This is a genomic window from Providencia hangzhouensis (assembly GCF_029193595.2).
Lineage (GTDB): Bacteria > Pseudomonadota > Gammaproteobacteria > Enterobacterales > Enterobacteriaceae > Providencia > Providencia hangzhouensis.
Genome location: NZ_CP135052.1, coordinates 1,665,186 through 1,680,497 on the forward strand (window position 1 = coordinate 1,665,186; position 15,312 = coordinate 1,680,497).

The 15,312-nt window shown below is 40.8% G+C and carries 12 protein-coding genes; 6 read left to right on the plus strand and 6 right to left on the minus strand.

Annotation, left to right across the window (positions count from 1 at the left end; genetic code table 11):
• Positions 1-32: 32 nt before the first annotated feature.
• Positions 33-515 (plus strand): tRNA adenosine(34) deaminase TadA, encoded by a 483-nt coding sequence (tadA, locus tag PZ638_RS07320; protein ID WP_004264969.1) that lies wholly within the window; start codon positions 33-35, stop codon positions 513-515.
• Positions 516-555: 40 nt separating this feature from the next.
• Here the strand turns inward: tadA and mltF are convergent, their stop codons facing one another.
• On the minus strand, positions 556-2,220 hold the full coding sequence (mltF, locus tag PZ638_RS07325; RefSeq protein ID WP_050763803.1) for a membrane-bound lytic murein transglycosylase MltF: 1,665 nt from the start codon (positions 2,218-2,220) through the stop codon (positions 556-558).
• Between the two features lie 270 nt (positions 2,221-2,490).
• Here mltF and purL point away from each other — a divergent pair, with 270 nt between their 5' ends.
• Positions 2,491-6,378, plus strand: coding sequence for a phosphoribosylformylglycinamidine synthase (gene purL, locus PZ638_RS07330; RefSeq protein ID WP_272674132.1), 3,888 nt, complete (start codon positions 2,491-2,493; stop codon positions 6,376-6,378).
• Positions 6,379-6,493: 115 nt separating this feature from the next.
• On the opposite strand, the gene PZ638_RS07335 is transcribed toward purL, so the two are convergent.
• The 4 genes from PZ638_RS07335 to PZ638_RS07350 all read right to left on the minus strand — a co-directional run bounded on the left by PZ638_RS07335 (position 6,494) and on the right by PZ638_RS07350 (position 10,313).
• Positions 6,494-7,141 (minus strand): 3-keto-L-gulonate-6-phosphate decarboxylase UlaD, encoded by a 648-nt coding sequence (locus tag PZ638_RS07335; protein ID WP_094961693.1) that lies wholly within the window; start codon positions 7,139-7,141, stop codon positions 6,494-6,496.
• Positions 7,138-7,968 (minus strand): Cof-type HAD-IIB family hydrolase, encoded by an 831-nt coding sequence (locus tag PZ638_RS07340; protein ID WP_004264964.1) that lies wholly within the window; start codon positions 7,966-7,968, stop codon positions 7,138-7,140. Before PZ638_RS07340 ends, PZ638_RS07335 begins: the two co-directional genes overlap by 4 nt.
• 50 nt (positions 7,969-8,018) lie before the next feature.
• Entirely contained in the window at positions 8,019-8,486 is a 468-nt protein-coding gene (locus PZ638_RS07345; protein ID WP_036959017.1) for a PTS sugar transporter subunit IIA, read from the minus strand.
• 72 nt (positions 8,487-8,558) lie between these two features.
• Positions 8,559-10,313: a PTS ascorbate-specific subunit IIBC gene (locus PZ638_RS07350; protein WP_112308263.1), complete on the minus strand. Its 1,755-nt coding sequence runs from the start codon at positions 10,311-10,313 to the stop codon at positions 8,559-8,561.
• Positions 10,314-10,715: 402 nt separating this feature from the next.
• Here PZ638_RS07350 and ulaR point away from each other — a divergent pair, with 402 nt between their 5' ends.
• From ulaR to PZ638_RS07370, 4 genes are all read left to right on the plus strand, one after another.
• Positions 10,716-11,471: an HTH-type transcriptional regulator UlaR gene (ulaR, locus tag PZ638_RS07355; protein ID WP_036959016.1), complete on the plus strand. Its 756-nt coding sequence runs from the start codon at positions 10,716-10,718 to the stop codon at positions 11,469-11,471.
• Positions 11,472-11,584: 113 nt separating this feature from the next.
• The gene (ulaG, locus tag PZ638_RS07360) at positions 11,585-12,652 is read left to right on the plus strand and encodes an L-ascorbate 6-phosphate lactonase (protein WP_144140258.1); all 1,068 of its coding nucleotides are present in this window, start codon (positions 11,585-11,587) and stop codon (positions 12,650-12,652) included.
• Between the two features lie 310 nt (positions 12,653-12,962).
• Positions 12,963-13,256, plus strand: a complete 294-nt coding sequence (locus PZ638_RS07365; RefSeq protein WP_094961698.1) for a 2OG-Fe(II) oxygenase family protein — start codon at positions 12,963-12,965, stop codon at positions 13,254-13,256.
• Positions 13,243-14,115 carry a DMT family transporter gene (locus PZ638_RS07370; RefSeq protein ID WP_144140260.1) on the plus strand — a complete coding sequence of 291 codons (873 nt, stop codon included), beginning with the start codon at positions 13,243-13,245 and terminating at the stop codon, positions 14,113-14,115. Before PZ638_RS07365 ends, PZ638_RS07370 begins: the two co-directional genes overlap by 14 nt.
• Before the next feature lie 153 nt (positions 14,116-14,268).
• On the opposite strand, the gene fbpC is transcribed toward PZ638_RS07370, so the two are convergent.
• Positions 14,269-15,309, minus strand: a complete 1,041-nt coding sequence (fbpC, locus tag PZ638_RS07375; protein WP_036959014.1) for a ferric ABC transporter ATP-binding protein — start codon at positions 15,307-15,309, stop codon at positions 14,269-14,271.
• Between the last annotated feature and the right edge of the window lie 3 nt (positions 15,310-15,312).

A 15,312-nucleotide genomic window follows, 5' to 3' on the forward strand; every position in this document is an offset into this window, starting at 1 on the left:
ATCACGTGTAAACGCATTGGTTAGAGGTAAGAGTGACACAAATAGAAATTGATGAGTATTGGATGCAACAAGCCATTGAACTTGCGCTAAAAGCACAAGATCTTGGCGAAATTCCTGTCGGTGCGGTCTTAGTGAAAGATAACCATTTGGTTGCCTCGGGGTGGAATCGTTCTATTATTGACCACAATCCGACTGCACATGCTGAGATTATGGCTTTGCAACAAGCAGGGCAAGAGCTATCAAATTATCGGTTATTAGATACCACCTTATATGTCACGTTAGAGCCTTGTATTATGTGTGCAGGTGCAATGATCCACAGCCGTATTAGCCGTGTAGTTTATGGTGCTAAGGACTTTAAAACTGGAGCTTGTGGTTCTTACCTAGATATCATGGGGCAAGCAGGGTTAAATCATTATGTGGATGTTACTGGTGGTGTTCTAGAACAGCAATGTTCTTCAATGCTGAGTGCTTTTTTTAAGCTGCGTAGAGCCCAAAAAAAAGAACAAAAGCGCTAATATGGTTAATTTTAGCGCTCCCATTTTATTTCAGCATGATTTATAACGGTTTCTCAGGTGCTTTTAGTGGTGTGATGGGCGTTTTATCATCGGTTTCATCGGTATTTTGCGATGGATGTAGTGAAAGCAAATACTTTCCTAATGGTAGTCTTTTTTCTTCAAGTGTTTTAGGTGGTTGCGTTGCAGAACTCATTTTACCTAAATGCGTAGTACTCACTTTTTCAGGAATAGGGGACTGATTTTGAATCGTTTGAGACTCAGCTGCTGTCAGGTTTTCTGGTGAAATTAAATAAATAAGTGATTTTTGTGCAATATCAAGTGCATGCTGTTTTCTTTCTTGGCTTTGTAAGTAACCAACTAAACTTTGATGATAACGACGAATATTCTCAACGTAACGATAAGCTTCGTGGCCACGTGCATAACCATAAGTGAGCTGTGAGTAATATTTTTTCTGTGTCAATAAAGGTAAGCGAGCTTTCACATCTAACCACCGGTTAGGGTCTCCGCCTAACATTTCAGTTAATTTACGTACATCCTGCATATGCCCATACCCCATATTATAGGCAGAAAGGGCGAACCAGATGCGGTCATCTTCTTCGATGGTTTCAGGTAAACGTTCCATAATATAAGCAAGATAAGCGGCACCACCCTTAATACTTTCTTCCGGGTCTAACCTGTCAGCAATACCCATTGTTGTTGCCGTTGGCTTGGTTAACATCATTAGCCCACGTACACCTGTAGGCGAAGTCGCTAAAGGGTCCCAATGGGACTCTTGCCATGCGATAGCTGCTAATAATTTCCAGTCAATCACCTGAGCATATTTTTCAAACAGCGGTTGATACTCGGGAAGTTTATTATCAATTGCCTTTATAAATGCCATTGTGTCGAAATAATCGAAGGATTCTACATGGCTAAAATATTTTTCATTAAGGCGTGCGAGTAATTCGGTTTCATGACTGAGATTGAAGAAGTCAAGTAACGCAGCGTCTAAACTGTTTTCTTTGCTACGTCGCATGTACCAAGTGATAGCATGTTCATCCAATAAATCAAAAGCCACGGCAATTTGAGGGTGAATACGTTGTTGTAGTGCAACCGCAATAGAGTCTTCTAACGTGTAGTCAACCTCGCCATCAGCAACCATTTCAAGGATTTGACTGGTATTGTATTTTGAAGTTTCTTCCCACTTTAGGTCTGGGTATTCTTTGGACAATTCTTTAAGTGTACTTGCATGAGCTGTGCCAGCGGTAACTAATAATTTACCATTAATTTCATTGAAATTTTTGGGACGGTTTGTTCCTTTGCGATATACAAGTTGTTGAGTCACATTAAGATAGCTTGGACCGGTTTTCGTTTTGGCTAAACGGTCTTTGTTATACAGCAGGCCCGCTACCGCGATATCTGCATCACCATTTTCAAGGTCATCGAATATTTGCTCGAATGTTGGGCGGATGGTTATCTTGAGTTTAACTCCTAGGTATGAGGCAAAGCCTTGAGCCAGCTCGTAGTCAAACCCACGCAGCTGTTTTTGCTCATCAATATAGATAAGTGGCGAGCTAACGGCACTAATACGTAATTCACCTTGAGAAATAATTTTATTAATTTGTGAATTTTGTGTATTGGGCCAACGGACGTTAAAACCGATGACCATAGTAGCCAGTAGCGCGATGACCACGACAATTAAATAGTTAACTTTTAAGTTATTCAAATAATAGTTTCTCGTGCATTGACTGGTGCTGTATGTCCATAAAAGAGTATGGCTAAGTAATGGTTATAATTCCAGTAGTCGGCTATTTTGCTCAACATTTAGGAAGGGTGCAACCTATATTATCGTATTTAGCACAGAATAATATTTAACTAATCGCTTTATTTTTAATCACGCAAACGGTTTCGTATTGATGAACATTGCTCTATAATGTGTTCCGGTTTCCCTGCTTTCATGTTCAGGGCTGGCGTTTAAAAGAGAGAAATTAAGACGATGGAAATTTTGCGTGGTTCACCTGCTCTATCAGCATTTCGTATTACCCGCCTTTTGGCACTGTTTGTAGAAAAACAGCTTCCTGTCACGGATATCTATGCTGAGTATATGCACTTTGCTGAAGTTTCGGCGCCGTTGAGTGATAGTGAGCAAGGCAAACTGAGCAGTTTGTTAAAGTACGGCCCTTCTCTGGCAGAGCACGACCCATTCGGTAAGCTTATTTTAGTGACTCCTCGTCCGGGAACTATTTCTCCATGGTCTTCAAAAGCAACAGATATTGCACACAACTGTGGTCTTAATCAAGTCAAGCGTATTGAACGCGGAGTTGCTTATTATGTCCAAGGTGATGCACTGACCCAAGAGCAGTGGCATGAAGTGATCGCTATTTTGCACGATCGCATGATGGAAAGCATTTTCTCTTCTTTTGAACAAGCGAGCGCATTATTTGTGCAGCACCAGCCAGCACCAATGAAATCTATTGATGTGATTGCGGGTGGTCGTATTGCATTGGAAACAGCAAACCGGGAAATGGGACTGGCATTAGCTGATGACGAAATTGATTACCTGTTAGAGGCCTTTGTCGGGTTAAAACGTAATCCAACGGATGTTGAGCTCTACATGTTTGCTCAAGCAAACTCAGAACATTGTCGCCACAAAATCTTTAATGCAGATTGGGTGATCGATGGCGAAGAACAGCCTAAATCGCTGTTTAAAATGATTAAAAATACATTTGAAAAAACACCTGACCACGTTTTATCGGCATATAAAGATAACGCAGCCGTGATGGAAGGCTCGCCTGTTGGTCGTTTCTTCCCTGAGCCTGAAGGGCGCACTTACCGCTACCACCAAGAAGACGCTCATATCTTAATGAAAGTGGAAACCCATAACCACCCAACAGCGATTTCGCCTTGGCCAGGCGCAGCAACAGGCTCTGGTGGTGAAATTCGTGATGAAGGCGCAACAGGTCGCGGCGCGAAGCCAAAAGCAGGTTTAGTCGGTTTTTCGGTTTCTAACCTACGTATTCCTGGTTTTGAACAGCCTTGGGAAGAAGATTTCGGTAAACCAGAGCGCATTGTGACCGCTTTGGATATTATGATGGAAGGGCCATTAGGCGGTGCGGCATTTAATAATGAATTTGGTCGCCCTGCGTTATTAGGCTATTTCCGTACTTATGAAGAAAAGGTCAATAGCCACAATGGGGAAGAGTTACGTGGTTATCATAAGCCGATTATGTTAGCGGGGGGCATAGGAAATATCCGTGCAGACCACGTACAAAAAGGCGAAATTACGGTCGGTGCAAAACTCATTGTGCTCGGTGGCCCTTCAATGAATATCGGGTTAGGTGGTGGAGCTGCGTCATCAATGGCATCGGGCCAATCAGATGCAGACCTAGATTTTGCTTCGGTACAGCGCGATAACGCAGAGATGGAACGCCGTTGCCAAGAAGTCATCGATAGCTGCTGGCAACTTGGTGATGATAACCCAATTTTATTTATCCATGACGTAGGCGCAGGCGGTTTGTCGAACGCAATGCCAGAATTGGTCAGTGATGGTGGCCGTGGTGGGCGCTTTGAGTTACGTAAGATTCTCAATGATGAGCCAGGAATGAGCCCATTGGAGGTCTGGTGTAACGAATCTCAAGAACGTTATGTAATGGCCGTTTCACCAGAGCAGCTTCCTGTGTTCACCGCAATTTGTGAGCGCGAACGTGCGCCGTTTGCAGTGATTGGGGAAGCCACTGAAGAACGTCATTTGACATTAAATGATGAACATTTTGCTAACCAACCGATTGATATGCCACTGGATGTTTTATTAGGCAAAACGCCAAAAATGTTGCGTGATGTAAAAACATTAAAGGCGGAACCGGATTCATTAGACAGAACAGCGATTAATTTAAATGAAGCGGTGAAACGTGTCTTGCATTTACCAGCCGTAGCTGAAAAAACATTCTTAATTACCATTGGCGACCGAACCGTTACAGGCATGGTTGCTCGTGATCAGATGGTTGGCCCATGGCAAATTCCTGTCGCTAACTGTGCGGTAACGACTGCAAGTTTAGATAGCTACTATGGGGAATCCATGTCTATTGGTGAAAGAACGCCAGTAGCATTGGTGGATTTCGCTGCATCAGCACGCATGGCCGTGGGTGAAGCATTAACCAATATTGCATGTTCATATGTGCAAGATTTAAAACGCGTTAAATTGTCTGCAAACTGGATGGCAGCGGCAGGGCATCCAGGGGAAGACGCAGGTTTATATGAAGCGGTTAAAGCGGTAGGGGAAGAGCTTTGTCCTGCGCTAGGCCTAACCATCCCTGTTGGTAAAGATTCCATGTCAATGAAAACCCGTTGGCAGCAGGATGGTGAAGAGCGTGAAATGACGTCGCCACTTTCCTTAGTGATTAGTGCATTTGGCCGTGTTGAAGATGTCCGCTTAACAGTGACACCTGAACTAAAAACAGGTCATGATAATGCCTTGTTATTAATTGACCTCGGGCAAGGCCATAACGCGCTGGGCGGTTCTGCACTCGCACAGGTATATCGTCAGTTAGGCAATAAAGCCCCTGATGTACGTAGCCCTGAAGTATTGCTTGGCTTCTTTAATACCATTCAGAAGTTATTATCCGAGCAAAAATTATTAGCCTATCATGACCGCTCAGATGGCGGCTTATTCGTCACTTTAGTGGAAATGGCTTTTGCGGGTCATTGCGGTATTAATGTTGATATTAGCTCTTTTGATGAAGACACGCTCGCAGCATTATTCAACGAAGAGTTAGGCGCTGTCATTCAAATTAATGAAGCCGATAGAGCGTATGTGGCAGAATGTTTTGCACAAGCAGGGCTTGCAGGCTGTGTTCATTATTTAGGTTCTGCAATACAAGATGATGCCGTGATCATCAATAGCCGAGATACGGTTGTTTACCGCGAGTCTCGCAGTTTATTGCGCCAATGGTGGGCTGAAACGACTTGGCAAATGCAGCGCTTGCGCGATAACGAAGTGTGTGCCGACGAAGAACATACAATGAAACAGGATAATCAAGACCCAGGTTTGAATGTGAAATTGACTTATGACATTGAAGAAGACATTGCTGCGCCATTTATTTTGTCAGGTGTACGTCCTAAAGTAGCTGTTTTACGTGAACAAGGTGTGAACTCACATGTGGAAATGGCGGCAGCCTTTGACCGTGCTGGTTTCGATGCAATTGATGTGCATATGAGTGATTTACTCGCAGGTAACTTGTCTTTGGAACAATTCCAAGCATTAGTGGCTTGTGGCGGTTTCTCTTATGGTGACGTATTAGGTGCGGGTGAAGGTTGGGCAAAATCTATTTTATTCAACAATAAAGTCCGTGATGAATTTGAGACATTCTTTAACCGTGCTGATACTTTATCTCTGGGGGTATGTAATGGTTGCCAGATGATGTCGAACTTACATACGCTTATCCCAGGTGCTGAATTCTGGCCCCGTTTTGTACGTAACCGTTCTGAACGTTTTGAAGCACGCTTTAGCTTAGTTGAAATAGCAAAAAGCCCATCACTGTTACTGCAAGATATGACAGGTTCTCGTATGCCGATAGCGGTTTCTCATGGGGAAGGGCAAGTGGAAACCCGTGCAGCCGCACATTTACAGCAATTAGAAGATAATGGGCTGGTGGCAATGCGCTTCGTGAATAACTACGGTCAGGTAACTGAGCAATATCCAGCTAACCCGAATGGGTCAGTTAATGGTATTACGTCGGTGACCTCGAAAGATGGCCGAGCAACGATCATGATGCCGCACCCTGAGCGTGTTTTCCGCACTGTGAGTAATTCATGGCACCCTGAAAATTGGGGAGAAGATAGCCCGTGGATGCGCATTTTCCGTAACGCACGTAAGCAATTAGGTTAATAAATCACAAGTTCGATAGATTGTTGAAAAGGCCAGCTATTTTGCTGGCCTGAATTTTAATCGAGTGAGTTTTAAACGGAAAGGTCGGTTTTTGAGTCAGAATTATTCCTAATTACTATTTCCAAAAACGATCAATTTGTTCCCTTAATGCTTCCGCCGTTTTTTTGCCTTTTTCGCCAACTAATGCACGGCCAGCAATAAAGGCTTTTGCATTGATACCATTAAATAAATGCAGGTCTTCTGGAACTATCCCGCCTGTAATTGAGAGTTCTAGTCCTAAATCAGACAGTTTGCGCATTTTTTCGATATCTTCATTGGTCCAGCCAATACCAGCGAGTTCTGCATCACGGGAACGATGGTAAATAGCTTGCGAAATGCCAAGTTCAACCCAATTTTTAGCATCGTCAAAAGTCCAATTACCATAGATTTCAATTTGGATTTCACGATTAAACTCATCGGCAACTTTTTTACAGGCAGCTATAGTGGCAATATGTGCCGCCGCTGATACTGTGATCCAATCTGCTCCCGCTTCAAATGCCATTTTCGATAAAATGGCTCCACCATCCGTGGTTTTCATATCGCAAACTAGAATGTGATTGGGATATTTTTGACGTAAAGTCGCGACCGCATTCATGCCTTCTGCAAAAGCTAAGATTGTGCCCACTTCAATAATATCAACGAAAGTGTGTACATTTTCAGCCACTTCGAGTGCAGCCGGTAAGTTGGTTTGGTCTAGAGCTATTTGGATCAAAGGCTTTGTCATTGTGATTGTCCTAAAATATTTTCATGTATGAGACGCGCAAGGCCATCACCATTGTTATCGGTAGCACAAACGAAATCCGCATGGGACTTCACGGTGTCATCAGCATTTTTCATTGCAACTCCTAAGCCTGCTAGCTTAATCATGGAGATATCGTTGTGATTATCACCAACAGCAATAACTTGCTTCGAGTCATAACCCAGAGAATGAAGATACTCAGCTAAACGCGTTCCTTTGTTATTGCCTTTAGCAGCAAAATCGAAACGGTTTGACCATGATTTTTCTGCATTAAAAGTTTGTTTTATCCAAGGTGAGTTTAAGAAGCGCTCTAATGTAGCCGGTTCACCTTCGACGACAAATTTCCAAATATAGTCAGCGTGCTGGACTTGTTCTTCAAATGAATCAATGCGATAAATTTTTGGCGGATGGGCCATGGTTGGGTCGTTAGCCCATTGCTCCATCGCGCTCATGTAATCGATGGGATCGATTTTTGAATACACCATGGCATCGGTGATATACATCACCATTTTCAGTTTGTCCTGTTGCGCCAGTTCAATAAAAGTGAGCGCGTTCTCTTTGGTGAGAGCATTGTGTGTGAGAACTTTTTCATTTTGGTAATCATAAATATAAGTACCATTGCAACAAATAATTGGCGTGGTTAAACCAAGCTCATCATAATAGGGGCGAGCTGCGGTATGATGGCGACCCGTGACTATCATGACATGGCATTGTTTTGCTGCTTTGTGAATGGCTTGTTTGACGGCTGGGTGGATAGTGTGTTCTTGAGTTAAAACTGTGCCATCTAAATCAAGCGCTAATACGTTATACATAGTTGATTACCTCTATTGCTAATTAATGATTCTTTTTTATTATCATTAAATTAGCATAATGCTTGGTCAATAACCTGATAAACATCATCAATGGTGCGGCAGCGACGTAATTTATCAAGATCGACACCGGTTTCACTGTTTTCATCATCGAGAACGCGAGTCACTTCCATCAAGCCTTCCATATGTTCATCTGATGAGCTACCCGCTAAGGTGATCAGCACATCAACGGGTTCATCCTCGCCATCAAAAATAATGGGTTTGTCTAGAGTGACTAAAGCAAAGGCTGTTTTTAGTACACCATCTTCAGGTCTTGCATGGGGAAGGGCCAAATTAGGCGCGATACAAATATAAGGCCCAAGTTTTTCGACGCTGCTGATGATTGCCTCATGATAACTGGGTTTTATCGCCCCCGAAGCGATGAGCAGGTCTGTACCTATCTTAATAGCATCACGCCAGTTATCAGCGGATGCTTTTAGCTGTATCGAATTATTGTCGATTAGTGATTGTTTAAATCCCATCATTGCCTTCCTATTTTTCAACGTTAAGGGAGTAGATACCGTTATGAGCGATATCTATTCCTATGACTTAGGCTATTTATTTCCGATAAAATTAGTATGTATGATATCGAGTAGTTCATCACCGAATGAGTTAGGGTTGAGCATATTTTGTACGCCAAGCACAAATTTCCCATCACCGGGGTCCATTTCTGAGCTTAAATGCTTAGAGGAAACGATAATATCAGTGGCTGTTAATTTTGATTTATAGTCAGATACGGCGCAGGAGTCCATGATGTGTGGGATCCCTTTTTTCTCAAGATACTGGCCAATTTTCATTTTCATCATCATTGACGAGCCTTGTCCATTACCGCAAACTGCTAAGATACGTACAGGTTTAGCGCCGCTATTTTCAAGTGGGGCTGCTTCAGCTTTCTCATTGACCTCACTTTCAGCTTCGGTTGGACTTTGTGCGTCTTCTTCAGCGCGTAATTTTTTTGCGGCAAAGTACATATAGACAAAGGAGAGGGCGACAACCACAAAGAAGAACATTTTAGAGAAAGACAAACCTTGCATAATGACAGGGAAAGCTAATGCCCAGTCGGCCATTCCCATCCAACCGCTAAATTCAGTACCTTGTCGATTGATAAGATCAATGGCCCAAGCGGAACCTAATATCTCGATAACGCCCATGACAAAACAGACTTTCATAACCGCTTTCCAGCCGCCAAAATGGTTTGCAAAGATACCAATAGTGGCGTTAGAGAAAAACATTGGGATAAAACCAGGAATAATCATAATTGGCGAGTTAAATGCCAACATACCCAGAACGGCAACAAATTGCCCAATTGCCCCCCACATAAAGCCAAATACCATCGCATTAGGTGAGAAAGCGTAGATTGCTGCACAATCGATAGCGAGTACAGCGTTGGGAATGACACGTTCGGAGATCCCTTTAAAGGCCTCAGAAAGCTCGGCAACAAACATTCGCACACCCGTTACAATGATTTGGATAGCAACGGCAAATTTTAAACCTGTTTCAATAATATAAATGGTCCAGTGGGTGGTCCCTGCCATGGTTTGCAGATTAGGTATACCAAAGGAAATTAAGATCACACCAAAGAATAAGGTCATCACAATGGCAGTAGCGGAAATACTGTCATGGAAGATATGCAGCCATTTGGGCAGTTTTAAATTATCAACACTGTCTTTTCTATCCCCCAATTTCGGGGAAACTTTGGTTGCTATCCATGAGGCAAACTGCTGCTGGTGGCCGATAGAAAAACCGGCACCGCCAGTGACTTCTTGCGTTGGCTTAAACATAATATTGGAAGAAATTCCCCAATACAGCGCCATTAATACTGCAGAATACAAAATGGTTTCCCACATGCTTGAGCCGAGCACAAAATAGAAAACAGCGATTAGGCCTGCTTGTTGAAACATAATATGCCCTGTCAACATAATGGTACGAATACCCGTGACGCGGCGAAAAAGGACTAAAACAATATTAATTGCGAGAGCTAATAAAACGGTATAGCCCACCCAAGAATAGTTATCACCCATGGCTTCCATTGTCGCCATCATTGACGTATATGGGTCAATAACTGAGCCCGTAAGTCCATGGTATTCAGACATTTTTTCTATTACGGGTTTAAAACTGGAAACTAAAGTACTGGCTCCAACGCCAACTAGCATAAAACCAACAATCGTTTTGATTGTCCCTTTGAGGATTGTCGTGCCATCGCGCTTTAATAGCCAATAACCAATAAATGTGACTAAGCCTAATAATAGAGGCGCTTTTGTCATTACTTGGCTGTAAAAAATATAGAAAGCGTCGTATAAAAAATCCATATTTTTACCTCTAATCAAATTGTATTTGTAATTTATCTGGGTCAGAGATGATTCATATTGATCGTATCTGGTGTTATTGCGATATAATCATTTAAAGGGGTTAAACAATCCCGCAAAAATCAAATGTGATCATATATAATCACGAATTGCTCTTTTATGATTGTTTGCATTTGTCTGTTTTTTTACCAGTAAAAAAATAAATAAATGGCGACTTGATCACGTAAAATTTAAAATATCCATATATATCAATGTGATATTTTTACTTGAATCAAATATTGTTTTTTTGCATAAGCAAAGGTTGACAATATTAGATGAGATAAATAGAATCAAAACTAATCACTAGTAATCATTTTGAGTCATATGTCATCATGGTCGTGATTATTAACTAATAAGGCGATGATTATGAATGAAGTGCAAAGACACAATGAAATATTGTCGTTATTGGAAACGCATCGAGTGATCAATGTTTCTCATATAACCGAACAATTTAGTGTGTCTCCTGCAACTGCTCGTCGTGATATTTCAAAGTTAGATGGGCAAGGTAAATTGAGAAAAGTCCGTAATGGCGCAGAACGTATTGAAAATAAAAAGCGTAAGTGGACACCGTTAAACATCAATAGTACTGAGCACTATGAAGAAAAGTCTGAAATCGCAATTAAAGCGGCAGAACTTTGTCTTCCGGGAGAAAGCGCTGTAATTAACTGTGGTTCAACCGCGTTTATGTTAGGGCAGCAGTTGTGCGGTAAAAACGTGCAAATTGTGACGAATTATTTTCCATTAGCGAGTTATTTGATTGACCAAGACCATGATGACGTCATTTTAATCGGTGGGCAGTATAACAAAGCACAAAACATTTTTTTGAATCCTGCTTTGAACACGTTAATGGGCTATGCCGGTAACTGGATGTTTACTTCAGGTAAAGGATTAACGGAAGCTGGCTTATACAAAGCGGATATGTTAACTGCGGTAGCAGAGCAGCAAATGCTTGATCAAATTGATAAATTAGTCGTTGTTGTAGACAGTTCCAAAGTGGGTCATCGAACGGGAATGTTATTTTGCCCAGCTAATAAGATAGATGTTCTTATCACTGGAAGAAATGCCAATGCTGAGGTTATCAAAGCGATTGCCGAGCAGGGCACGCGAGTGATACTGGTTTAATTCCGTCGAATACCTGATTTTTTAATATAGACAAATTCAGCTGCCATGCCTTAATTTCTCGATTAAGGCATCAGGCTCCCTACATCTAAAATTCTAGAAAAGGTATTGTTACTATGAGCAAAGTAAATGAAATCACACGTGAATCTTGGATTTTAAGTACGTTTCCTGAGTGGGGAACGTGGCTAAATGAAGAAATTGAAAAAACGGTTGTTGAACCCAATACCTTTTCAATGTGGTGGCTGGGGTGCACAGGTATTTGGTTAAAGAGTGAGGGAAATACCAATGTTTGTATCGATTTTTGGTGTGGAACAGGGAAAAAAACGCAAAAAAATCCACTCATGAATAAGCAACACCAAATGATGCGTATGGGCGGTGTTGAAGCGCTACAACCAAACTTACGTACTGCGATTTTCCCTTTAGATCCGTTTGCGATTAAAGAAGTTGATGCGATTTTAGCCTCTCATGACCATGCTGACCATATCGATGTCAATGTCGCTGCTGCGGTAATGCAAAACTGTGGTGACCACGTTAAATTTATTGGCCCTCAAGCTTGTGTGGATTTATGGATAAAATGGGGAGTACCAACCGAACGTTGCATTGTTGCCAAAGTCGGCGATGTACTGGAAGTGGGGGATATGAAAATCCGTGTGTTAGACTCATTTGACCGCACGGCACTAGTGACATTGCCACAGGGTGTTTCTTCTTATGATAAGCAAATTTTAGATGGTATGGATTCACGTGCAGTGAATTACCTGATTGAAACAACAGGTGGCTCTATTTATCATTCAGGCGATTCACATTATTCAAACTATTATGCGGCTCACGGTAACCGTTATCAGATTGATGTGGCATTGCTTTCCTATGGAGAGAACCCACGTGGTGTGACCGATAAAATGACGTCATCCGATATTTTACGTGCGGCAGAGTCATTAGATTGCGAGCGGGTTATTCCATTCCACCATGATATTTGGGCTAACTTCCAAAATGATCCGCGGGAAATTGAAGTCTTGTGGAATATGAAAAAAGAGCGTTTGCAATATAAATTTGCCCCGTTCTTCTGGCAAGTGGGTGGGAAATATACTTATCCAACAGATAAAAACCGCATGCATTATCAACATTTCCGCGGCTTTAGTGATATTTTCAAAAATGAACCTGAATTGCCATATAAAGCGTTTTTATAATTAATCCTGCTATTAAAAGCAGCGTTTAAGGAAACTTAGACGCTGTTTTTTTATTTTATTTAAAAAATATATATATTCAAATAATATGTATTGCCAATATATTTATTATCTATGTGGCATTATTTTTTATTAATCTACTGACGTTGACTGTCTTAATTTAATATTTTCTAATGTTAGTGCTATCAATGTAGATAACTTATCTGATTCAATAAAAATAATTTCTGCTGATTTAATTTCAGTTGTTAATGATGTTAAATTTAAAAACTTTTTAGAAAACCTAACAGGAAGTAAAGTAAATATTATATAAAACATGTACTTAAGCAAGTTTGATAAAGATGATTTTCTAACTACACATTGTGACTCCGATGATGGGATAGGTATTGTAATTAACCTAACAAAGGAATGGGAAGCAAATTATGGAGGATTAACGATGATTTTAGATAAGGATAAAAAGACAATTTTAGATACTTTTATCCCGTCATATTTAAATATTTTAATTTTTGATACAAAAAAAAGAAAAATCCCACATTTCGTTTCCACAGTGACATCTAATAGAACAAGTAAAAGAATGGCATTAGTTGTGAGGTATAATGAAGCAAATTAAAGTACTTCTTTGTGCTATTTTAATATCATTCATATGGGGGAGTGCATTTCCTATATCAAAACTAGCGATTGACCAAGTAGGTGTTTGGGCTTTTAGAATCTACTCCCTAATTATTTCAGTTATTTTTTTGTGCTTTGTTTTTTTCTTTTTTAGTCGGTGTCGGTTTAATTTTCGAGAGTTTGTAAACAGTATCCCACTTGGTTTTTTAAATGTTTTTTTAGTTCCTATATTAAATAGTTTGGCGTTAAAGTATACAGAAGCGGTAAAGGCATCTGTACTTGTTTATACAATGCCAGTAATGGCAACAGTTGTATTGGGTGTAATAAATAAACATATTGAAACTCGGTCAGTATTTGTATCTTTGTTATGCATTAGTGGTATTTTTATCTTTATATCACCAGTTGGTATAAGTATTGGTGAAATGATAATTTTATTAAGTGCATTTATGTGGGCGCTAGGAACTATTTTATCTGAAAAAATTACCATGAAAATAAACCTAACTTCAAAAGTATTTTATCAAAATATAGTATCATTTATTTTTCTTATTTTATTAATTCCATTTTTAAATGTTGATTTAAACATATTGAGTAATATACATTCTGAATTTTTTATGAGTGTATATATACCAATTATCTATATGGGGATAGCTAATGGCGTGATTGTTTATGTTCTTTGGTATTATATGATAGGGTATGGTGGCGCAAAGCTTTCATCATACTCAATTCTTATTTCACCAATCATTAGTGTGATGATTTCATCCTATCTTTTAGATGAGACAATGACAATTTCGATGATAATCGGTATGTTATTTATTTTGTTAAGTATGTTAATTGTACTTTCAGAAAAAAATAAAAATTGATATTGAAGTCACCGATAATATGCTTTTAGTGATTATTTTCTTATGGGGCACATTCCCCCTCCGCCCTTATGGGTGAAGGGAGAATGTGCTATTCACAATGCTAAGTTTCCCTTGTTACCTAATGACATTTTGTATTATTCAAAGAGTGAGATATTACTCAAGAATAAACATGCCGTATGGGTGGATCTGCAAATACAGGTTTTCCCCGACAGAGGGTTGTAATTGAGTGGCATTAATTTGCAGCAACATTGATTGACCATGCCAATCAACAGTGACTTCATATTGAGGCCCCATATAAGCAACATGAGTCACTGTACAGCGTTGGCTGTCTTCACCTTGTAAACTCAGCGTGATAGCTTCGGGACGAACCCCCACAGTTACCGCGGTTTTATCAGTAACAAACTGTTCTGGGCGTGGTAAGCGATAATTGAAAATATCCACGGAATCCGCACTGAGTGTCGCAGGGAAAATATTGGCATCCCCCATAAAGCTGGCCATAAATTTTGACGCTGGCTGGCGGTAGAGCTCTTGCGGTGAGCCGAGTTGCATGATTTTCCCTTTATTCATGACCAACACCATATCCGAAACCGCAAAGGCCTCGCTTTGGTCATGGGTAACATACAAAGAGGTGATATTAAACTGCTGCTGTAACTCACGGATTTTTTCACGCATGCTACGACGTAAATTTGCATCCAAGTTACTTAATGGCTCATCGAACAACAGCACTTTTGGCTTAAGGATCAATGCGCGAGCTAAGGCCACACGCTGTTGTTGGCCACCTGATATTTGGTCAACGAAACGGTCAGCAAAACCAGCTAAATCAACTAATTCTAATGCCTCGTCAACTCGTTTTTTTATTTCGGCTTTGGGTAATCCTAACATTTTTAAGCCATAACCCACGTTGTCCCCCAAGGACATATGCGGGAACAGGGCGTAAGATTGGAAAACCATACAGATATCGCGTTGTTGAATGGAACGGTCTGTCACATCTTCACCGTCAATAAACATGCGGCCTTCAGTCGGTTTTTCTAAGCCAGCCACTAAACGCAATACGGTGGTTTTACCGCAGCCTGATGGGCCGAGTAGGGTCACCATGCTACCTTGAGGGATTGAAAGACTTAAATCATCGATGACGGTATTGTTGCCAAAGCGTTTAGTCACATTTTTTAGTTCAACAAAATGATGTTGTGTCATGTC